Origin of the sequence: Nocardioides sp. (assembly GCF_044226765.1) — a bacterium.
Lineage (GTDB): Bacteria > Actinomycetota > Actinomycetes > Propionibacteriales > Nocardioidaceae > Nocardioides.
This window is the reverse complement of record NZ_JBGAGJ010000009.1, coordinates 46,715-65,831: the sequence shown is the minus strand read 5'-3', so window position 1 is coordinate 65,831 and position 19,117 is coordinate 46,715. Positions and strand designations below refer to the sequence as shown.

At 69.8% G+C, this 19,117-nt stretch carries 19 protein-coding genes; 8 read left to right on the top strand and 11 right to left on the bottom strand.

What is annotated here, in order from left to right; all coding sequences use genetic code 11:
* Window positions 1-4 precede the first annotated feature (4 nt).
* Complete coding sequence (locus tag ACILRH_RS17310) at window positions 5-2,128, bottom strand: type IIA DNA topoisomerase subunit B (protein WP_395695295.1); 2,124 nt, start codon at window positions 2,126-2,128, stop codon at window positions 5-7.
* A 364-nt stretch (window positions 2,129-2,492) separates the two neighbouring features.
* On the opposite strand from ACILRH_RS17310, the gene ACILRH_RS17305 reads away from it, so the two are divergent.
* The 3 genes from ACILRH_RS17305 (at window position 2,493) to ACILRH_RS17295 (ending at window position 4,126) form a co-directional block, all read left to right on the top strand.
* On the top strand, window positions 2,493-2,726 hold the full coding sequence (locus ACILRH_RS17305; protein ID WP_395695294.1) for a hypothetical protein: 234 nt from the start codon (window positions 2,493-2,495) through the stop codon (window positions 2,724-2,726).
* Between the two features lie 85 nt (window positions 2,727-2,811).
* Window positions 2,812-3,288 carry a DUF456 domain-containing protein gene (locus ACILRH_RS17300; RefSeq protein ID WP_395695293.1) on the top strand — a complete coding sequence of 159 codons (477 nt, stop codon included), beginning with the start codon at window positions 2,812-2,814 and terminating at the stop codon, window positions 3,286-3,288.
* A 4-nt stretch (window positions 3,289-3,292) separates the two neighbouring features.
* Window positions 3,293-4,126, top strand: coding sequence for an EamA family transporter (locus tag ACILRH_RS17295; RefSeq protein WP_395695292.1), 834 nt, complete (start codon window positions 3,293-3,295; stop codon window positions 4,124-4,126).
* Window positions 4,127-4,134: 8 nt separating this feature from the next.
* Here ACILRH_RS17295 and ACILRH_RS17290 read toward each other — a convergent pair whose 3' ends face one another.
* Both ACILRH_RS17290 and ACILRH_RS17285 read right to left on the bottom strand, forming a co-directional pair.
* Entirely contained in the window at window positions 4,135-5,391 is a 1,257-nt protein-coding gene (locus ACILRH_RS17290) for a cytochrome P450 (RefSeq protein WP_395695291.1), read from the bottom strand.
* Window positions 5,392-5,428: 37 nt separating this feature from the next.
* Complete coding sequence (locus ACILRH_RS17285) at window positions 5,429-5,617, bottom strand: hypothetical protein (protein ID WP_395695290.1); 189 nt, start codon at window positions 5,615-5,617, stop codon at window positions 5,429-5,431.
* Window positions 5,618-5,746: 129 nt separating this feature from the next.
* Between ACILRH_RS17285 and ACILRH_RS17280 the strand changes: the two genes are divergently transcribed.
* The 3 genes from ACILRH_RS17280 to ACILRH_RS17270 all read left to right on the top strand — a co-directional run bounded on the left by ACILRH_RS17280 (window position 5,747) and on the right by ACILRH_RS17270 (window position 7,960).
* Window positions 5,747-6,001 carry a hypothetical protein gene (locus tag ACILRH_RS17280; RefSeq protein ID WP_395695289.1) on the top strand — a complete coding sequence of 85 codons (255 nt, stop codon included), beginning with the start codon at window positions 5,747-5,749 and terminating at the stop codon, window positions 5,999-6,001.
* Window positions 5,998-7,197 (top strand): tyrosine-type recombinase/integrase, encoded by a 1,200-nt coding sequence (locus tag ACILRH_RS17275; protein ID WP_395695288.1) that lies wholly within the window; start codon window positions 5,998-6,000, stop codon window positions 7,195-7,197. Before ACILRH_RS17280 ends, ACILRH_RS17275 begins: the two co-directional genes overlap by 4 nt.
* A gap of 61 nt (window positions 7,198-7,258) precedes the next feature.
* A complete protein-coding gene (locus tag ACILRH_RS17270) occupies window positions 7,259-7,960 on the top strand; it encodes a hypothetical protein (RefSeq protein ID WP_395695287.1) in 702 nt (233 codons plus the stop codon).
* Window positions 7,961-8,261: 301 nt separating this feature from the next.
* Here ACILRH_RS17270 and ACILRH_RS17265 read toward each other — a convergent pair whose 3' ends face one another.
* The 8 genes from ACILRH_RS17265 to ACILRH_RS17230 all read right to left on the bottom strand — a co-directional run bounded on the left by ACILRH_RS17265 (window position 8,262) and on the right by ACILRH_RS17230 (window position 15,801).
* Complete coding sequence (locus ACILRH_RS17265) at window positions 8,262-9,683, bottom strand: phage major capsid protein (protein ID WP_395695286.1); 1,422 nt, start codon at window positions 9,681-9,683, stop codon at window positions 8,262-8,264.
* A gap of 370 nt (window positions 9,684-10,053) precedes the next feature.
* Entirely contained in the window at window positions 10,054-10,359 is a 306-nt protein-coding gene (locus ACILRH_RS17260) for a hypothetical protein (protein ID WP_395695285.1), read from the bottom strand.
* 435 nt (window positions 10,360-10,794) lie between these two features.
* Entirely contained in the window at window positions 10,795-11,517 is a 723-nt protein-coding gene (locus tag ACILRH_RS17255) for an HNH endonuclease (protein WP_395695284.1), read from the bottom strand.
* A complete protein-coding gene (locus tag ACILRH_RS17250; RefSeq protein ID WP_395695283.1) occupies window positions 11,517-11,762 on the bottom strand; it encodes a hypothetical protein in 246 nt (81 codons plus the stop codon). The genes ACILRH_RS17255 and ACILRH_RS17250 overlap by 1 nt, the downstream gene beginning before the upstream one ends.
* A 107-nt stretch (window positions 11,763-11,869) precedes the next feature.
* Entirely contained in the window at window positions 11,870-12,469 is a 600-nt protein-coding gene (locus tag ACILRH_RS17245; protein ID WP_395695282.1) for a hypothetical protein, read from the bottom strand.
* A 68-nt stretch (window positions 12,470-12,537) separates the two neighbouring features.
* Window positions 12,538-13,449, bottom strand: a complete 912-nt coding sequence (locus ACILRH_RS17240) for a tyrosine-type recombinase/integrase (RefSeq protein ID WP_395695281.1) — start codon at window positions 13,447-13,449, stop codon at window positions 12,538-12,540.
* A 117-nt stretch (window positions 13,450-13,566) separates the two neighbouring features.
* Complete coding sequence (locus ACILRH_RS17235; RefSeq protein ID WP_395695280.1) at window positions 13,567-15,099, bottom strand: RNA polymerase sigma factor; 1,533 nt, start codon at window positions 15,097-15,099, stop codon at window positions 13,567-13,569.
* Between the two features lie 135 nt (window positions 15,100-15,234).
* On the bottom strand, window positions 15,235-15,801 hold the full coding sequence (locus tag ACILRH_RS17230) for an HhH-GPD-type base excision DNA repair protein (protein ID WP_395695279.1): 567 nt from the start codon (window positions 15,799-15,801) through the stop codon (window positions 15,235-15,237).
* Between the two features lie 165 nt (window positions 15,802-15,966).
* Between ACILRH_RS17230 and gntH the strand changes: the two genes are divergently transcribed.
* Both gntH and ACILRH_RS17220 read left to right on the top strand, forming a co-directional pair.
* Window positions 15,967-17,211 (top strand): guanitoxin biosynthesis MBL fold metallo-hydrolase GntH, encoded by a 1,245-nt coding sequence (gntH, locus tag ACILRH_RS17225; RefSeq protein WP_395695278.1) that lies wholly within the window; start codon window positions 15,967-15,969, stop codon window positions 17,209-17,211.
* A 163-nt stretch (window positions 17,212-17,374) separates the two neighbouring features.
* The gene (locus ACILRH_RS17220) at window positions 17,375-19,108 is read left to right on the top strand and encodes a SulP family inorganic anion transporter (protein ID WP_395695277.1); all 1,734 of its coding nucleotides are present in this window, start codon (window positions 17,375-17,377) and stop codon (window positions 19,106-19,108) included.
* Window positions 19,109-19,117: the final 9 nt, after the last annotated feature.

The window sequence follows — 19,117 nt, the reverse complement described above, 5'->3', positions numbered from 1 at the left end:
CGGGTCAGGCGTCCAGCGCGGCGACGTCGACCTCGTAGGCACCCTGCACGATGAACTCCTTGCGCGGCGCGACCTCCGAGCCCATCAGCAGCTCGAAGACCTCGGTGGCGGACTCGGCGTCGTCGATGGTGATGCGCCGCAGCGTGCGGTGGCGGGGGTCCATCGTCGTCTCGGCCAGCTGGTCGGCGTCCATCTCCCCGAGGCCCTTGTAGCGCTGGACCGGGTCCTTCCAGCGCTGGTTCTTCTTCTTCAGCTCGGCCAGCCGCCGCTGCAGGTCGGCGTCGGAGTAGGTGTAGATGTACTTGTCCTGCCCCTTCTTGGGGTTGGCCACCTCGATCCGGTGCAGCGGCGGCACCGCGGTGTAGACCCGACCCTCGGCGATCAGCTCGGGCATGTACTTGAAGAACAGCGTCGCGAGCAGGCAGCGGATGTGCGCACCGTCGGAGTCGGCGTCGGCCATGAAGATGATCCGGCCGTAGCGCCGGGCCTCCAGGTCGAACGTGCGGCCGGACCCGGCTCCGACGACCTGGATGATCGAGGCGCACTCGGCGTTCTTGAGCATGTCGCCGACCGAGGCCTTCTGGACGTTGAGGATCTTGCCCCGGATCGGCAACAACGCCTGGAACTCGGAGTTGCGGGCCAGCTTCGCGGTGCCGAGGGCCGAGTCGCCCTCGACGATGAACAGCTCGGTGCGCTCGTTGTCGGCGGCGCGGCAGTCGGCGAGCTTGGAGGGCAGCGCGGAGGACTCCAGCGCGTTCTTGCGGCGCTGGGTCTCCTTGTGCTGCCGGGCCGCGATCCGCGTCTTGGCCGCGCCGGCGACCTTCTCCATCACCAGCTTGGCCTGCGCCTTCTCGTGGCGCTTGGTCGAGGTGAGGAACCTCTTCAGCTCGGTGGTGACCACCCGGCGCACGACGGTGCGGGCCGCCGGGGTGCCGAGGATCTCCTTGGTCTGGCCCTCGAACTGCGGCTCGGCGAGCCGCACGGTGACCACGGCGGTCATCCCCTCGAGCACGTCGTCCTTGATGACGTCGTCGTCGTTGACCTTGAGCACCTTGGTCTGCTTCATCACGTCGTTGAAGGTGCGGGTGACCGCCTGCTCGAAGCCGCTGACGTGGGTGCCGCCCTTGGGCGTGGCGATCACGTTGACGAAGGACCGCAGCACCGTCTCGTAGCCCGTGCCCCACCGCACCGCGACGTCGACGTGCAGCTCGCGCTCGACCTCCTGGGGGGTCATGTGCCCCTTGTCGTCGAGCAGCGGCACGGTCTCGGTGAAGGTGTCCGACCCCTGGAGCCGGACGATCTCGGTGACCGGCTCGTCGGGGGCGAGGAAGTCGGCGAACTCGGCGATGCCCCCGTCGTGGCGGAACTTCTCCTCGAGGAGCTCGGGGCCGCGCTGGTCGCGGATGACCAGCTCGAGCCCGGGCACGATGAAGGAGGTCTGCCGGGCACGACCGATCAGGCCGTCGTACTCGAAGGTCGCGTCCTTGGTGAAGATCCGGCGGTCCGGCCAGAACCGGATCCTGGTCCCCGAGCGGCCCTTGGCCACCCGGCCGCCCTTGCGGGTCAGGCCGGACCGCGGCTGGAACGAGGCGTCGGGACCGTCGCCGTCGAAGACGCCGGGCTGGCCGTGGCGGAACGACAGGCCCTGGCGCGACGGCGACCGGTCGACGTCGATGTCCATCCGGGCCGACAGCGCGTTGACGACCGACAGGCCGACGCCGTGCAGGCCGCCGGTGGCGACGTACGAGCCACCACCGAACTTGCCGCCCGCGTGCAGCTTGGTGGCCACCACCTCGACGCCCGGCAGCCCGGTCTTGGGCTCCTTGTCGGTCGGGATGCCGCGGCCGTCGTCGTACACCTCGGCCGAGCCGTCCGGGTGGAGGGTCACCTCGACGAGCCGGGCCGCGCCGGCGAGCGCCTCGTCCACGCCGTTGTCGATGATCTCCCACAGGCAGTGCATCAGCCCCCGGGTGTCGGTCGACCCGATGTACATCCCGGGACGCTTGCGCACCGCCTCCAGTCCCTCGAGGACCAGCAGGTGTGCCGCGTTGTACGTGTTGTCGATCGTGGGGCTCCTGCAGACGTTCCGATCCGGTGGGGTGGTCGGCTCCGAATCTACCTGCGACACGCCGGGTGCCGGAGCAGGCTCGCCTGCGGCGGCCGGGGATAGCGTGAGCAGCACTTCCCCGGCACCACCTGGATCCACCCGGCAGCACCGGAACGACCGGCACCACCAGCCAGAGCGGGGGTCACGATGTGGACACGATCGACCGTCGATCCACGCGTCTGCGCCCCGGACCCCGCCGCGTCGGGCGACACTCGATGCACACGTCGTCCTCCTCACACCCTCGGCGTCCACGCATGGAAATCCTGAGGACCGGGAAGAGGTCACGTGATTGGATGGAGGTGTCGGGCGCCACGCCCCGGCGGGAATCTTGGCCCCCGTCGGTACGTTGAGCCAGACACCCAGGCAGGACAGAAATGAGGCCGATGTGACCACTGCAGTTGCCCCCGACACCGCGGCGCTGAGCGCGGCGGACCGCTGTGACCGTTGCGGAGCCCAGGCCTACCTTCGCGTGGAGCTCCAGTCGGGCGGTGAGCTGCTCTTCTGCGCCCACCACGCCCGTGAGCACGGCGACAAGCTCCGTGAGGTCGCCGCCAACGTCGTCGACGAGACGCACAAGCTCGCCGGCACCCCGGCCATCGCTCCCGACGACGAGCACTGAGCCGCACCGACGCACGTCGATCGAGGCCCCGGACGCACCGTCCGGGGCCTCGGTCCGTGTCGGGGCGCCTTTGTAGGGTCGTCCCGTGACCGCCGCCGACCTGATCGCTGGGCTGGTGATCGCCGTCGGGCTGGTCGGGATCCTGGTGCCGGTGCTGCCCGGGTCCGTCCTCGTGGTGGCCGGCGTCCTGGGCTGGGCGGTGGCCGAGGGCGGGACCACCGCGTGGGTCGTCCTCGCCGTCGTGGTCCTGCTGGTGGGCCTCGGCACGGTCGTGAAGTACGCCGTGCCGGGCCGGCGGCTGCAGGTGGCCGGCATCCCGGCGACCACCCAGTGGATCGGGGTCCTGCTCGGCGTCGTGGGGTTCTTCGTGGTGCCGGTCGTCGGGCTGTTCCTCGGGTTCGTGCTGGGGGTCTACCTCGCCGAGCTGGCGCGTGTCGGCTCCGCCCGGGCCTGGCCCTCGACCGTCCACTCCCTCAAGGCGGTGGGCCTCTCGATCGTCATCGAGCTCGCCGCGGCCGTCGCCGCCACCTGCGTGTGGGTCGCCGGCGTGGTGGTGACCTGACGCCGTGACCGTCCTGCTCTCGCTGCTCGCGGCGGCGTCCTACGGCCTGAGCGACTTCAACGGCGGGCTGTTCTCCCGGCGGGCCGGCGCCTGGGCGGTCTCGCTCGTGGCCCAGCTCGGCGGCACGACGCTGGTGCTGCTGCTCGCCGCGGTGACCGGCGGCTCCCCCACCGCCGGTGACCTGGCGTGGGCGGTCCTGGCCGGTGTGGCCAACGGCTTCGGCACCGCGTTCCTCTACCGGGGCCTGGCGGCCGGCCGGATGGGGGTGGTCGCCCCGGTCTCGGGTGTCGGTGCGGTCGTGGTGCCGGTCCTGGTCGGGCTGGTCGCCGGCGAGCGGCCCGGCGGCCTGGTCTGGCTCGGCGTGCTGCTGGCGCTCCCGGCGATCTGGCTGGTCTCGCGTGAGCCGGTCGCCGCGCCCGCGGGCGGGATGGCGTCCGGCCTGCTCGACGGTGTGCTGGCCGGCGCCGGCTTCGGTGTCCTGTTCGCGGCCCTCGCCCAGATCGGGGACACGGCCGGATGGTTCCCGCTGGCGCTCAACCAGGCGGTCGCCGGGGTGACGATCGTCGCCATCGCTGTCGTGCTGCGCGCCGACTGGGTGCCGCGCGACCGCTACGCCCTCGGCGGCCTGGTCAGCGGCGGCCTCGGCGCCCTGGCGACGGGTCTGTTCCAGGTGGCCACCCGGCACGGCTACCTGACCGTCGCCGCGGTCATCACCTCGCTGTACCCCGCCTTCACCGTCCTGCTCGCAGCGACCGTGCTGCGCGAGCACATCCACCGGGCCCAGGCCGTCGGGCTCGCCCTCTGCGCCGGCGCGATCGCGCTGGTGGCGGCCGGCTGAGCCGGCGCTCAGCCGGCGACCGGCAGCACCAGCGGGCCGCGGATCAGCGTGGCGTTGCGGCGGCGGACGGCGCCGGCGCGGCGCAGCCCCGGGAGCCGCTCGGCGAGCCGGCGGACGGCGACGGTCGCCTCGAGCTCGGCGAGCGGCCGCCCCACGCAGTGGTGGATGCCGCTGGAGAACGCCAGGTGCTCGGCACCGTCGGTGCGAGCCAGGTCGAAGGTCGCCGGGTCCGCGAAGACCGCGGGGTCGCGGTTGGCTCCGCCCAGCAGCACGTTGACCCAGCGCCCGCGGGCGAGCGCGGTGCCCGCGACCTCGGTGTCGTCGAAGGAGACCCGGATGGTCCGCTGCACGGGCGGGTCCCACCGCAGCGTCTCCTGCACCGCTGCACCGGCCCGGCCGGGGTCGGCGACCAGGGCGGCCCACTGGTCGGGGTGGTCCAGCAGCGCGTTGACCGCGTTGCCCACCAGGTTGACGGTCGTCTCGAAGCCGGCGATGAGCAGCAGCCCGCACAGCGGCAGCAGCTCCTCGGTCGCGATCGAGCCGGCCGCCTCGGCCGCGACCAGCTCGCTGACCAGGTCGTCGACCGGCTCGCGGCGCCGCGCCTCGAAGAGGTCGAGGAACATCCGCTCGATCGCCGCGTTGGCCGCCATCACCTCGCGGGCGTGCGCGAGGGAGCGGACCCCGGCCAGGGCGCTGCCGATCGCGGCGCCGTACCTGCTGAAGGCGGCGGTGTCGGCATCCGGGATGCCGAGGAGGTCACAGATCACCGCGATCGGGAGCGGCGCCGCCAGGGCGCTCACCAGGTCGAAGTCCCCCGCGTCCAGGGCCTCGTCGAGCAGGCCGTCGACGGTCTTCTCCACGCGGACCCGCAGCTCGCCGATGCGGCGCGGGCTGAACGCCGGGGCCACGAGCCGGCGCAGGCGGGTGTGGTCGGGCGGGTTGCGGTCCAGGAACGACAGGTCGAAGTCGGGCGGCGGGTCCTCGCCCTCCGGCTGCACGCCCCAGCGGCGGCTGCGCAGCAGCTCGGAGCAGACGGCGTGGTCGACCGTCGCGAGGTTGCCCAGCGGCGTCTCCACGAACGGTCCCTGCTCCCGGATCTGCTCATAGATCGGGTACGGGTCCTCCCGGCCCGGGGCGAACCGGAGCCGCGCGAACGGCGACCGCCGGACGTACGCGTGATAGGCACCTCTCACCTGCTCGGCGTAGAGGCCGTAGGCGAACCGGGTGACCGCCCGCACCTGGGCCACCCGTCCCCTCGTCGACATGGCGCCGAGCGTAGCGCCCGCCTGGACGGCGGGCCGGCTACCCGCGGTCGGCCAGGGCCGCACGGACGACGAGGGCCACCGCGACCACGACGGTGCCGACCAGCACCGCGGTCCCGAGCGGTCCATGGTCTCGGTCGGCGAGCAGACGCGCGAGGCCGATCCCGACGAAGACCAGGGCGAGCGCCAGCGGCACCCAGCGGCGCAGCGCGCCCCGGGGCTCCGCCACGAGCGCCTCAGTCCAGGTAGTCGCGCACTAGGGACGGCTGAACACTGTAGTTCCGCAGCGTTCCCAGCGCGTGAGTTGCGACCGTCATGGAGCGCAATATATCCGACTGACGAGAGCGAGCTGGCCACCATGCAAGAGTCCCTGATCTACCTCAGCGTTCAGCGCGTCGACGACTCTGCCGCGCACTACCCGCGGCCCGATGCAATGACGATCACTGCAGCTCACGCTGCCTTGCGGCGGCGAGACGCCGAGGGTGGTCTCCCGACCATCCTGGCCGACGACATCAGGACTGTGCTGGCCGTAATCGGGCGGCTGAGCGTCAGCGAGCTAGTCGAGGCGTTCCCGGCAGCGCGACCGCTGCAGCTCGTCAAGGTGGAGCCGTGACAGCCGAAACGTGGGACGCCGCGATCAAGGCGTTCGACGACGCGATGCGGGTCGACGGGGGCCGGTCTCAGGGCACGCGCTGGCAGTATTGCCAGCACGTGCGGTGGGTCGCGCAAGGCGTGCAGCCCGCCGGCCCTTGGGAGCTGACGACGCCGGGCCTCGCGCGTTGGCTCGAGCTCCAGAACTGGTCGAATGAGACACGCCGCAAGGTCTTGGTGTCGGTGCGCGCCTTCTACGCCTGGGGCGTGCGTACTGACCGGCTCGAATGGGCGCCCACGGCCGGCCTTCCTTCTGCAGCCCGTCGCACCCCGGGCCCTCGACCCACGGCGTTTCCCGAGCGATGGCGCGAGCCGTACACAAGATACGTCGCTTGGCTTCGAGCTTCGTCGAAGTCAGAGGGCACGATCGGCCAATACCGATTTCGCCTGAAGCTGCTGGCCGAGGTGGCGGGCGATCCATGGAAGGTCTCGACCGAGGAGCTCGCAGCGTGGCTCTCGAATCCCGATTGGTCGCCTCAGACCAAGCGGTGCTCGGCCGTCGCGGTCGGATCCTTCTACCGGTGGGCCGCCAAGACCGGGCAGGTCGCCGAGTCTCCGGTCGACGGACTCGACACCATCCGGGTTCCCGCTGGCATGCCTCGTCCGACGCCAAACGATGCCCTGCAGGAAGCCCTCGCGAGAGCCGACGACCGCACTCGGCTCGCCCTCTTGCTCGCCGCGCACGCCGGCCTGCGGATCGGCGAAGCCGCCCGTCTTCACTTCAGCGAGGTCTCCGAGGCGATGTTGCTCGTGCACGGAAAGGGCGGCAAGCAGCGAGTCGTACCCCTGGCCCCCGGGGGCGACTTGGGACGCGAGCTCCGTGCCGAGCGGAACCGCCGACGAGAGCGCCGGCCAGGGTCAGGCTTTCCACGGTGGGCATCCGAGGGCGGTTGGGTGTTCCCGTCGAGCGCGCCGAAGAGTGGACACATCACGCCGCAACACCTGGGCCGAGTGGTCGCACGAGCCATCCCGGGCGAGGAGTGGACCGCTCACACCCTGCGGCACTTGTTCGCCACACGTGCCTACGCGGCCGAGCGAGATCTGCAGGCGGTGCAGCGGCTTCTCGGTCATGCTCGGCCGGAGACCACTGCGATCTACGCACAGGTCCCAGACGGGGCCTTGCTGAGCGCGGTGGCCGCGGCGAGCACGGGTTGGTGACTACGCTGCACGGCTATGTCTTTCGGATGCTCCACCATGCCAGCCGGACGGACCTGACCTCGTGCTCGACGACTTCAGCCGTGACCACGCGTTTCACCTGCTCTTCGAGGTCGACGAGGCGGTCGCCCTGGGCCGAAGCGCGCTCCGCGTGCTCGACTCGATGCGCTCCACCACCGAGAGTCACGCTGCCGTCCTCGCGTTACTGTCGATCGCTGCCGAGAAGACGCTGAAGCTCACGCTCGGGCTGCACGCGACTGCCTCGCTGGGGACCTGGCCCAGCGTCAACAAGATGCGTGGCTACCGGCACAACATCGTGCGTCTCGACCAGGAGGTGACTGAGCTCTACCGGACGAACTTGGAGCGTTCCCGCGTACCCGGAACTCTGGCGGTGCTTATCGAGGAGACTCAAGGCGACCCCGTGCTGCAGGGCATGCTCGAGGTGCTCTCAAACTGGGGCGGTGAGGGACGATTCATTCACCTCGACGAACTTGCAGGTCGACCTCAGGGTGTCGAGTCGGCTCAGTTGTTGTGGGACGAGACAGAGCAGATCATCCTGCAGTCGTCACCCGAGCTTCTCAGAGAACTGATCACCGCTCGCGGTGATGTGAATCCGCGAGCTGGAGTCAACGCGATCATGAGCGGCAGCGTGCGTCGCTGGTGGGAGCTGCACGTTCGAGCTTGGATGACCGGCACCATCGGCGAGCCGGCCAAGCAGCTCTCAGTGAACCTCGGACGGGTGCTCGAAGACCTCGGCGAGGGGTAGCGGAAGCCGCCTTCGGTGCCTGTGGAGAGCTCGGGGGGAGACGGAGTTGACTGGTGGGTCATGTGTTCATCGCCGTCTGAAAACTGGTCGGCATACCGACCGCACGAGAGGGGCCCAGCTCAGTGAGCAGGGCCCCTCTCGGTTGAAGCAGTGCGACCGGCGCTGGTCGAGCCGAGGGCCAAGAGCCGACCCTCGATCAGGTGCCGATCATCCGTTCCCGCAGTGTCCCAGACGATGACCCCGAAGGAGCATGGGACTCGGGTGTGGTTGACGCCGGCCGCACAGACCTTGACTGCTGGGCTTAGAAGACTGGCGCCCCCAATCCGAACCCAGCGCTGCCCGCGTTGCCGCCGACAACCCCGACAGCTCCCGGGTAACGGCCAGCGGTGAACGCGCTGTAGCCGTACGCCACGAGCGTGACGGTCAGGCTCGCGCCGGCCGCGTCTTCAAACCGCAGGTCAGTCGGCTGCCCGTCGCCGTCCTGCCACAGCAGAAGGTCGGCAGCCCGGTAGACGATGACGACGTCCTCGGGGCCGGTGCCGACGTTGATCGGGACGTTTGGGTCGACGACGACGCGCAGGCCCAGGAAGGTCGCATCAGTCACTCCGTACGCCGGTCCCCCGGCCTGATCGCTAGTGACCGCGTTGACACCCGTCGACGGAACGACCAGCGGGCGGCCCGCCGAGTCAACCTGATTGGAGAGCCATGCCCACCGGCGCGGGTGCATCACGATCGTGTCGGCTGGCATCAGCCGTGCCCCAGCAATGCTGGCGATGATGCCGTTCACCTTGGCGTAGAAGGTCGCGAAGGTGGCCGCCGCCGTGAACGCTGCGGCTTGCGCGATGCCGGAGGTGTTGAGCAGGCCTAACGCCTGACCGGACGAACCCGTGCCCGACAGACACTGCACGTCCTGTGCGGCGAAGTAGGCGCCGGTGATGTCTGCAAACACAAGCTCATCGAGACCGGGCGCCCCGCGCTCGAGCGACTGCCGGGAAACCTGGGCCTGCCCGGCGATCGTGACGACCGGGACGGTCAGGTTTGACCAGGCCTCGTCGGTGTTCGAGACGGCCGTGTTCTCTGATGCCTGCACGGCTGCCGACGATCCCGTCGTCGATCGCGGCACGACGAGCGACATGCCCTGGCCGGGGATCGGAAGCTTCTGCACTGAGTCGGCGAACGGACGACCAGTGCGCGCGAGTAGGGCAGCCTGATCGAGCAGGTAGGCCGGCGGGACCAGTCCGGCGAAGCCGGCCGTCGAGACAGCTCGCATCTGCTCCGCATGGTGTGCGGCGACCCGCTGACGCGCACCGACGTCGTTGCGAACCTCGGAGGCGAAGAGGTCGGCGAAGTAGCTGCGCTCTCCCCGCTTGCTGCGCTCGGCGTTGTAGACGTCGCGATTCGCGCCGACGCGTGCGACCCCGTCGTAGGAGGGCGCCCGCGTGCCGGTCGGCCGCGACTGGCCTGCGAGCTCGTCGACCTCGCGATCAGCGATCAGCTCTGCTTCGAGCTGCTCGATCTCGGCGAGCTCGACGGCGTTGGCCTTGTCGATGCGGCGCACCGCACCCGAGTGCGATTCCACGCGACGGGCCTCAGCCGGCGACGGGTCCCGCTGCTCGTTGTCACACTGGGTACGGATCTGGGTGATCGCTCGGACGTGTCCGGCGCGTTCGGCAGCGTTGGGCAGCTCGCCACGCTTCTTTGCGATGAGCTCCTGCAGATTCATGGTTAGGCCTTTCCTGGCTGCTACCGCTTTGTCACGTCCGCTGGGGGACGTGGGGCGGCGCGAGCCGAGTAGGTGAAGCAAGTCAGGGAGGTGTCGCGATCGGCCGGCATAGACGCCTCAGCGGTCGGCTCGAGCTGAGCGCGACGTGTCGTGCCGGCGGGGCCGACACGACGAAGACGGTCACCTGTTCGCGAGAGGCTCCGTGTCGGGCCGTGACCAGGCGGGTCGTTACGGACGCGACACCGAGGGTGTCGGGTCGGGACTCTCGCGCGGTCTCGGCTACGGGCTGGCGCCTCGCTGGGCGACCGTGACCAGGGTAGACGGTGGGACCCTCCTCCGACGTCGGACACGCGACCAGCACAAGTCGCTCTCACCGGTCTTCACCGAGTACGAGTGTCGATGCGTCGGCCGGGATCTCTGGGGGAATGTCACCTGCGGCGACGTAGTAGGCATGTCGACCGGGGTCGACCTCGGCAAGCCGCTGGCACACCGCACACAGCACTTCGGCGCGCAGCAGTCGCAGGCCCGGTGTCAGGTTCGGCCAGCGGAGGTCGTTGCGCACGAGTTGGCGCACGGATTCGAGGTGCTCGGGCGCGATCAGAGGGACGAGTTCGGCCAGCATGCCCAGCTCGCCCGCGCCGATCAGGGTCGACGCTTCGGGTGACAGCGTGCTCATGTCCGGGCTCATAGGACGTCATCACCCTGAACCGCAATGTCGCTCTCCGCCGCGGCGACGCGTGTGCGGTTGATCAGCACGACGATGGCCTGACGCGGACGTGGCCTCCATGCGCACCACGACAGGTGCGGCACTTCGACTCGGCCGGCGCGGACGACTGCGGGCGTGTGGCAGGTCGGGCAGCGGTGACTCAGCAGCGCAGTCATGCGTTCCCCTCGATTCGGCGGCGAGCAAGGGTGCGTCGGTGGACTACTCGGCCGGCGCGGGTGACGACCAGGTGAGGGCGACAGATCGGACACGGGACCGGTCGGCCCTCGGCGTCCTCGCGCTGCCATCCGTCGTGGCACGTGTGCTGGGCGTCCTGGGGTCGATCGGCCGCGGCGGCTTCGATCTCGCGCTGTTCTCTCGATTCCTCAGAGGAGACCGGCGGCCACGTCATCGGCTCTGCTCCGTACTAGGTACGTGCCCGGTATCTACCTGGGCCCGGCCCGACCCGGCCCGTCCCGTCCCGGCCCGTCCCGGGCGTGACCCCTTGCCCCTCTGGTTCGTACTGGGTACGGAACGAAGGCCATCGGCTCCCGGTGGCAGGAGTGGTCGCCCCCACTCCTCGAGCGTTCTGCCGCCCTTGGCCGAGTTGCAGCCACGGCAGGCGGTGACGACGTTCTCGTAGGTGTTTCCGAGGGCGGGATCGACGTGATCCCAGGTGCCGCCCGATGCACCTACTCGGTTCTGAAAGGACACCTTTCGGCCGCAGTATCGACAGCGGTTTTGGTCTCGTTCGCGGAGGGCGGCGAGCAGCTCGACGTCGCGGTGTAGCTCGGCCTTTCGCCTGTTGTATTCGGCGTCCGCTTCGAGCTTGGCCTTGGTGGGTTGGTAGTCCGTCCAGTCGTGGAACCGGTACCCGTCCTCACCGTCGAGGACTTCGAGCTCCCATAGTCCGACTGCGACGAGGCGGGCTGCGTGGTCGGTAGCGTCCTGGTCCCATCGGTCGAGCAGGTAGTCGGGGACGAACCCGTCCGTGCGGTTGTCGGCGGCCCACGAGGCGGCGAGAAGCCAGAGCCCGAGGGGCGCTGCGTCGACCTTGCCGGGGCCCGCGCGCAACAGCTTCAGCACCTTACGGTGGTCGTGCAGGTGATCGTCGATCTTGAGCCATGCCATCAGGCGCCGGCCTTGCGTCGCCGTCGAGCTTGGGCTGACTTCAGCGCGAGTCGCTGAAAGTAGGCCTTGCGCAGGTGAGCGGCTCGCACCGGGTCGCCCCCGGCCTCGTCGAGGAACTTGCGATCGAGGGCGGCCCGCCCGGGTGCGGTGCGCGCGGTGCGGTCAGCGGTGTTGGCCCACGAGACGTGGGCGCCGATTCGGCCGATCTGCTGACGGAAGGCGTCGGGGGTCTGGTCTGCAGGCACGAAGGGCCCTCCCTCTTCGGGAATGGCCGGTGCTCAAGGTCCGACAAGGCAGACGACTGCCGAGCGCTATGGCGACGAAGGTACCGCGCCGGGGCGCGGCGCGGACGCTATAGCGTCGGCGTGTCTCCGTTCGGATCGGGCCGCGACCCGAATCGATAGCCGGGGTTGCTCAGTCGCCGCATGAGGTCGTCATCAAGGTCGTCGTCGAGGTCGTCCAACTCGGCCCGGCGCATGTTGCTCGGCGCGTCTTCGTCGCGAGTCAGCATGGAGCTGGGCACGACGGCTCGGGGGTTGCCCTGATCGAGTTGCTCTTGCACCCACGACGTTGACAGCAGGACGTGACAGCAGCAGCGCAGATGAAGCGTTGCCCGCGGTTCGTCCCAGGACCGCACTCGCATCGCGGGCGCCCGCCGACTCGGCTGCCACAGGGGCCCAGGATCGCTGGGAGGGCTGGCGGTCAACTCGGAGAGCAGGGCGACGGCGGCGCGGGGCCGGGCATCGTCAGCGCCCGCGTCGGCGTCGAGTGGGATGCGACCGAGGGCTCGGTCGCGTCGATGATCCTCGAGGAGAACAAACGAGCCGCGGTCGGCCGGCCCGCGGAGAAGGCGCTGCGTGTAGAGAACGCCACCGGGATAGACCTCGCACAGAGCGTGTTGCCGTTCGCCTGGGCAGATCGCCGCAAACTGCCGGAGCTTGGACCTCCTCATGCGGTATTGCTCGACAGCTCGGATGACGGACGAGAACTCAGGCAGCCCGTCCGGGCGGTAGAGGCCGCTCACAGCTCACCGAGGTTCAGGTGCCGCGCCTCTTCGGCAGCTCGGCTCGCTGCCTGTGCCTTGGTGTAGCGCATCAGCATGTCGGGGCGGGTCCAGCCGGCAACGGCCATCAGCCCGGACTCGGAGCCGCCGGCTGCGAGCCATCGGTGTGCGGCGGTGTGGCGCAGTTTGTGCGGGTGGAACCCGACGACGCCGGCCTCGTCGGCGCGGAGTCGGAGCGTCTTGTGCAGTGCGTCGTAGGAGAACCGTTTGCCGCGGTCGCCGAGCCACAGATCAGGGGCCGCGGCGAGCCGGTGACCGCGGCGTACGCGCAGGTATCGGTCGATCGCCAGGGAGGTTTGCGGTCCGAACGGCACCGTGCGGCCCTTGCCGCCCTTGCCCCGACGCACGGTAGCGATACCGGCAGCAAGGTCCACGTCGGCGAGCTGCAGAGCCACGACCTCACCGGCCCTAGTGCCGGTCTCGAACATGAAGCGAATCAGTGCCTCGTCGCGGCGGTGCCACAGCATCTGTGCCGGGGTGGCGTCTCGAGGGGGTGCGCAGGCCTTGAGCATGGCGCGGATCTCGTCATCGGTGAGTGGCTCGATCACGCGCTCGTCGAGCTTGGGTGACTTGAGCCCGAGGAACGGATCAGACGGGATCTCGCGCTCGTCGGTCAGCCACGCGGCGAATCGTCGTACGGCGAGCTGCCGGGCGCGGGCCGTTGACGCCGCGGCACCACCCTCGAGTAGCTCGGCGACCCAGAGGTTGAGGGCCGCTCGAGCCATGGGCTCAGCCGGCTTGGCCGCACACCAGGCCAGGTAGGCGCGGACCCCGTCTCCGTAGGCCTTGAGAGTCTGCGGGCTCTTGCGTTCGGCCCGCAGGGCGAGCATCCACGACTGTGACAAGAGCTCGCACTGAGCGACGTTCACGACACGCACCGTAGCCGAATATCTGGACTATCAGCGTCATAGTGGTTAGCGTGTCGCCCATGACGATCGCCTAAATGGCCGCTGACCTGCACAAACGTCCGTTCAGACGCGGATAGGTCAGTCCAGATAGTCGCGCAGGACCTGGGAGCGCGACGGGTGGCGCAGCTTCGACATGGTCTTCGACTCGATCTGGCGGATCCGCTCGCGGGTGACGCCGTAGACCTTGCCGATCTCGTCGAGCGTCTTGGGCTGGCCGTCGGTGAGGCCGAACCGCATGCTCACCACGCCGGCCTCGCGCTCGGAGAGCGTGTCGAGGACGGCGTGCAGCTGCTCCTGCAGGAGCGTGAAGCTGACGGCGTCGGCCGGGACGATGGCCTCGGAGTCCTCGATCAGGTCACCGAACTCGGAGTCGCCGTCCTCGCCGAGCGGGGTGTGCAGCGAGATCGGCTCGCGGCCGTACTTCTGGACCTCGATGACCTTCTCGGGGGTCATGTCGAGCTCCTTGGCCAGCTCCTCCGGGGTGGGCTCGCGGCCCAGGTCCTGGAGCATCTGCCGCTGGACGCGGGCCAGCTTGTTGATGACCTCGACCATGTGCACCGGGATGCGGATGGTGCGCGCCTGGTCGGCCATGGCGCGGGTGATCGCCTGGCGGATCCACCAGGTCGCGTACGTCGAGAACTTGTAGCCCTTGGTGTAGTCGAACTTCTCGACCGCGCGGATCAGGCCGAGGTTGCCCTCCTGGATCAGGTCGAGGAAGAGCATGCCGCGGCCGGTGTAGCGCTTGGCGAGGCTGACGACCAGGCGGAGGTTGGCCTCGAGCAGGTGGTTCTTCGCGCGGCGGCCGTCCTCGGCGATCCACTCCAGCTCCTCCTGGAGCTTCGCGGACATCTTGCCGCCCTTGGCGAGCTTCTCCTCCGAGAACAGGCCGGCCTCGATCCGCTTGGCGAGCTCGACCTCCATCTCGGCGTTGAGGAGCGGGACCTTGCCGATCTGCTTGAGGTAGTCCTTCACCGGGTCGGCGGTCGCACCGGCGACCATGACCTGCTGCTCGGGCTCGTCGGTGTCGTCGGCCGCGGAGACGACGAACGACGCCTCCTTCTCGTCCTCCTCGATGCTCGGGTCGGACTTCACGTCCTTCTCGAACTGCTCGTCGGGGAGGTCGGGCAGCACCTTCTTGCCGTCAGGGCCGACGACGACCTCGGTGGCCACCACGTCGACGACCTCGACCTCCTCGGTCGCGGCCGCCTTCTTCGCCGCTGCTGTCTTCGTGGCGGGTGCCGCCTTCTTGGCCGGCGCGGCCTTCTTCGCCGGAGCCGCCTTCTTGGCCGGCTCCGCGGTCTTCGCCGCGGCCGCCTTCGTGGTCTTGGCGGGCGCCTTCGCGGTCGCGGTGGCGGTCTTGGCGCGGCCGGACGTCGCCGCGACGGCACGGGCGCCCACCGCCGGGATCTGCACCGAGATCCCCAGCGCGCTGAGGTGGGCCAGCAGCGCCTTGAGGTGGCGCGGCTCGACGGCCGCATCCTCACTGGCCTGGCGTACCTCCTCCGGCGTGATGCTGCCGGTGGGAGCTCCTCGCTCGACGAGGGCCACGACGGCAGGGTGCGTGAGCACCTCGGCGGGAAGGGACTTGCGCGCGTTCGAGGACACGAACACCTCTCGTGGAAACGACAGTCGAACCGATCTAGGGCGCGGCCCGTCCCGGTGTCGTCAAGAGCCGCGATGCCCATTCTGCCACGCGTCCCCAGCCCGCACGGCAATCGGGGCGGACTGCGACCGACGGGTGGACGGTCAGCCGCCGGCGCGTGCCGCGGCCTTCTGCTGCTTCTTGAACTCGCGCACCTTCTGCAGCGACGCCGCGTCCACGACGTCGGCCACCGATCGGTGGCCGTCCTCCGCGTAGGCGCCGACCGCCGCCTCCCAACCCTCGGGCCGGACGTCGAGCTGCTTGGCCAGGAGGGCCACGAAGATCTGCGCCTTCTGCTTGCCGAACCCGGGCAGCTCCATCACCCGGGCGAGGAGCTCCCGCCCCGAGCCGGCTTCGGTCCACAGCCGCTCGGCGTGACCGTCGTACCTCTCCTCCACGATCGTCGCCAGGGCCTGCAGACGGGCCGCCATCGAGCCCGGGAACCGATGGATCGCCGGCGGCGTGCTGCACAGGGCGGCGAACTCCTCGGGGTCCGCGGCCGCGATCCGGCCGGGGTCCAGCGTGCCGAACCGGTCGAGCACCTTCGCCGGGCCGCGGAACGCGTGCTCCATGGGGTACTGCTGGTCGAGCATCATTCCAACAAGAACAGCAAACGGGCTGTCCGAGAGCACCCGATCAGCGTGCTCATCACCCGTGATGTGAAGGGACATGATCACAGCATGCCGGAGAGTGACGAGGGATCGGCGGGACCGGACACCCGCGTGACGGACGATGTGGGCGGCGGCATCTGTCACGGGAACGCGCTTGCCGGCGACCAGCTGCGCTAGCACCCTGACCGCGGTTGCGAACCGCGCGGAACCCGCAGCCATGAGCGGATGTTGGGCGACCTGCTCAGTCGTCCGGCGGCGGGGGCCGAAGGACCCTTCCGTGCGCTCCACGGGAGCGGCGATCGTTGGTCGCAGGGACCGTCTCGGAGATCGAGGGATGAACTGATGACTGCATCTGCGATGCCCGTGCTGGCTCACCTGGGCGGAACCCAGGCCTTGACCACCACCCCGGTAGTGGGGGATCCCGACCAGGTGCGCCCGCAGGTATTCGTTCCTGGCACCGAAGAACTGGCCACCGGCGAGATCCGCGTGACAGTGCTCGGGAGCGGAGATCCGTGGATCCGACGCAGTCAGGCGTCAGGGTCGCTCCTGATCGAGGTGGGCAACCCGGAGCGGGACTTCTTCTTCTTCGACCTCGGCTCGGGGTCCCTGGCGAACTTCAACGCGCTCTCGCTGCCGGTGGAGTCCACGACGAAGGTCTTCCTGTCGCACCTGCACGCCGACCACATCGGCGACATCCCGGGCCTGCTCGGCAGCATGGCGAAGGTGGGCCGGGTCGACCCGGTGGAAATCTGGGGCGGAGGGAACGAGGACCCGGACCTGGGTCTGGCCGCCTTCGTCGAGCACATGGGCAAGGCGATGGCCTGGGACACCGCCTCGGTCCGTGGAGTCCGTCCCACGACCGGCTTCCAGATGGTCGGGCACGAGATCCCGTTCGACCGCCCAGAGAGGATCTACGAGCGCAACGGGGTCACCGTCTCCTGCTTCCCCGCCATTCACGGGCTCAGCGGGGCGCTCGGCTACTCCGTCACCTACGCCGGGCTCAAGGTCGTCTTCTCCGGAGACACCCGCCCGTGCCGACACGTGGTGGAGGCCGCCGTAGGCGCGGATCTGCTGATCCACGAGTGCTTCCAGTCGCCCGCGGTCCTGGCACGCGCTTCGGGACTCCCGTTGGAGACGGCACTGAACATCACCCGATCCGCCCACACGATCCCCGACCAGATGGGCCAGATCCTGGACATGGTGAAGCCCCGCATGGGTGCCCTGTGGCACCTCGACGTGACACCAGGCGTGGACGCAGTCTTCGACGAGGTGGGTGCCCACTACGGCGGGCCGGTCACGGTGAGCCAGGACTTCACGGTCTACAACGTCACCAGCGACGCCGTGGTCGCTCGGCAGGCCAAGGTGAATGACGCTGCTCCGCCGGTCCACGGACCCTCGCAGACCAGCCCCGAGCTCGACCCGCGACCAGCGCCGCCGACCTGGTGGGCGGAGGCGCTCCTCGACATGTGACGCAGCCGCTCATCGGCCATGATCGCGCACTCGTCGCGGCAGATCCGGTCTGTGACCGCGGTCGGCGCCCGAAGCGCCACGGGAAGTGAGGAGGGCGGCATGCAGCGGCGGAGTCGTCGCGATCCGAGGTCGCGGGCCCGAGTGGAAGAGGGGTGAGCCGGCGATGACCGAGCTTCGTCCGGCCGACGACGCCGAAGACGGCGCCAGTACCACCTCCTCCGGAGGGCTCCGCGCGTGGCTGCACTCGGTCAAGCCAGAGCGCGCGACCTTCGGCAAGGACATGGTCGCGGGGCTCCCGGGGGCGATCAGCAGCGTGCCTGACGGAATGGCCTCGGCAGTGCTCGTCGGGGTGAACCCCGTCCACGGCCTCTATGCCAGCTTCGCCGGGCCGATTGCCGGCGGTCTCTCCTCGAGCACCCGGCTCATGGTCATCACGACCACGACGGCCGCCGCGCTCGCTGCGGGCTCGGCTGTGTCCGGGCTCGAGGGTTCACAACGAACCGAAGCGCTCTTCCTGCTGACGCTCATGGCGGGCCTTGTCATGGTCGCCGCGGGCCTGCTGCGGCTGGGCCGCTACACCCGCTTCGTCTCCCACTCTGTCATGACCGGGTTCCTGACCGGGGTGGCGGTCAACATCCTGTGCGGGCAGCTGGCCGACCTCACCGGCACCACCGCCGAGGGCGACAACTCCCTCGCCAAGGCGATCGATGTCGTCACGCATCCCTCCGAGATCGACGTGGCGTCGCTGCTGACCGGTCTGGGAGCGCTGGCGATCCTCTTCGGGCTGGCGCGCACGAAGCTGAACAGCGTGAGCGCCCTCATCGCGCTGGTCGTGCCGACCCTGGCGGTCGTCCTCGCAGGTGCAGGCACCGTCGCCCAGGTTGACGACCAGGGCGCCATCCCTCGGTCGCTGCCGCTGCCGGCGATCCCCGACCTCGGACTGATCTCGGTCGACCTGGTCACCGGGGCGCTGGCGATCGCGGTCATCGTCCTGGTCCAGGGCGCCGGCGTGAGCGAGGCAGCGCCCAACGCGGACGGCCGCCCTTCGAGGATGAACCAGGACTTCATCGCCCAGGGCTTCGGCAACGTGGCAGCCGGACTCTTCCGCGGCCAGCCCGTCGGCGGCTCCGTCGGACAGACGGCGCTCAACGTGTCGGTCGGTGGGCGGACCCGGTGGGCGGCGATCTGGTCGGGTCTGTGGATGGTGATCATCCTGGTGGTGTTCGCCGGGGTGGTCGGCAAGGTCGCCATGCCCACCCTGGCCGCGGTCCTGATCTTCGCGGCCGTGGGCTCGTTGCGCCCCAACAACGTCCTGACGATCTGGCGCACCGGTCGCCTGTCACAGATCGCGATCGCGGCCACGTTCGTCGCCACCCTCTTCCTGCCGGTGGCCACGGCGGTCGGGGTGGGCGTCGTCCTCTCGCTGCTGCTGCAGCTCAACCGCGAGGCCATGGACCTCACCGTCGTCGAGCTTGTCCCGACCGAGGACGGACGCTTCACCGAGCAGCCCGCACCGCAGCAGCTCGTCGGCCACCAGGTCACCGTCCTGGACGTCTACGGCAGCCTGTTCTTCGCCGGTGCCCGGACGCTTCAGGCCCGGCTTCCGGAAGTCGCAGAGGCCGAGCAGCCGGCGGTCGTACTGAGGTTGCGCGGCCGGATCTCCCTGGGTGCGACGTTCTTCCGCATCCTGTCGACGTACGCCGAGCAGATCGGTGCGGCAGGCGGCAGGCTCTACGTGTCCGGGCTCGACCCGGAGATGGCACGGCTGCTCGCCCGCACGGTGCCGGTGACAGTCGAACCGCCCGACCGGGTATTCGGTGCCACCCCCGTGCTGGGTGAGTCGACCTGGGCGGCGATGAACGAGGCGCAGGCCTGGGTCGTCGGTCCCAAGGCCTGAGGTCACCGG

Excerpts from the sequence above, each read along its gene's own strand:
- ACILRH_RS17290 (WP_395695291.1), bottom strand. The coding sequence starts at position 5,391 with ATGTCGACGAGGGGACGGGTGGCCCAGGTGCGGGCGGTCACCCGGTTC.
- ACILRH_RS17280 (WP_395695289.1), top strand. The coding sequence starts at position 5,747 with ATGCAAGAGTCCCTGATCTACCTCAGCGTTCAGCGCGTCGACGACTCT.
- ACILRH_RS17265 (WP_395695286.1), bottom strand. The coding sequence starts at position 9,683 with ATGAATCTGCAGGAGCTCATCGCAAAGAAGCGTGGCGAGCTGCCCAAC.
- ACILRH_RS17260 (WP_395695285.1), bottom strand. The coding sequence starts at position 10,359 with ATGAGCACGCTGTCACCCGAAGCGTCGACCCTGATCGGCGCGGGCGAG.
- ACILRH_RS17255 (WP_395695284.1), bottom strand. The coding sequence starts at position 11,517 with ATGGCATGGCTCAAGATCGACGATCACCTGCACGACCACCGTAAGGTG.
- ACILRH_RS17245 (WP_395695282.1), bottom strand. The coding sequence starts at position 12,469 with ATGAGGAGGTCCAAGCTCCGGCAGTTTGCGGCGATCTGCCCAGGCGAA.
- ACILRH_RS17230 (WP_395695279.1), bottom strand. The coding sequence starts at position 15,801 with ATGTCCCTTCACATCACGGGTGATGAGCACGCTGATCGGGTGCTCTCG.
- gntH (WP_395695278.1), top strand. The coding sequence starts at position 15,967 with ATGTTGGGCGACCTGCTCAGTCGTCCGGCGGCGGGGGCCGAAGGACCC.
- ACILRH_RS17220 (WP_395695277.1), top strand. The coding sequence starts at position 17,375 with ATGACCGAGCTTCGTCCGGCCGACGACGCCGAAGACGGCGCCAGTACC.